This window comes from Dellaglioa sp. CoH-56-MRSF-14 (assembly GCF_056782115.1).
Genome location: NZ_JBXAYB010000080.1, coordinates 1 through 299, shown reverse-complemented (window position 1 = coordinate 299; position 299 = coordinate 1). Strand labels below are relative to the sequence as shown.

The following is a 299-nucleotide window of genomic DNA, read 5'->3' as shown; positions in this document are numbered from 1 at the left end:
GCCAAGTGGTGCCAACCTTCGAGAGGAACGGATCAAGAATCTCGTCCTTGAAATTGACGCCGATCCCGCGAATGTTGTGCTGGTCAGTCACGAGTTTGATCGTTGGTAGGAAATCCTCGTGAAAGATTGTGAGCGGGATGCCGACATCCGCAAGTACCTTGTACGATTCCGAGTCTGCCGGAATCAACCACTGCTTAATCTGGGCCAAACGAATGATCGTCGGCTCACCGTTCTCAACTGTCACTTTGGAAACCTCCTATCAGGATTCAAGGGCGAAATAAAAGCGTTCCTGCTGGGCC

At 51.5% G+C, this 299-nt stretch carries 1 protein-coding gene; it reads right to left on the bottom strand.

Annotation, left to right across the window (positions count from 1 at the left end; genetic code table 11):
• A partial coding sequence (locus tag AC1RPX_RS07915) for a hypothetical protein (RefSeq protein WP_481763350.1) occupies positions 1-244 on the bottom strand: 244 nt, incomplete at its 3' end.
• Between the last annotated feature and the right edge of the window lie 55 nt (positions 245-299).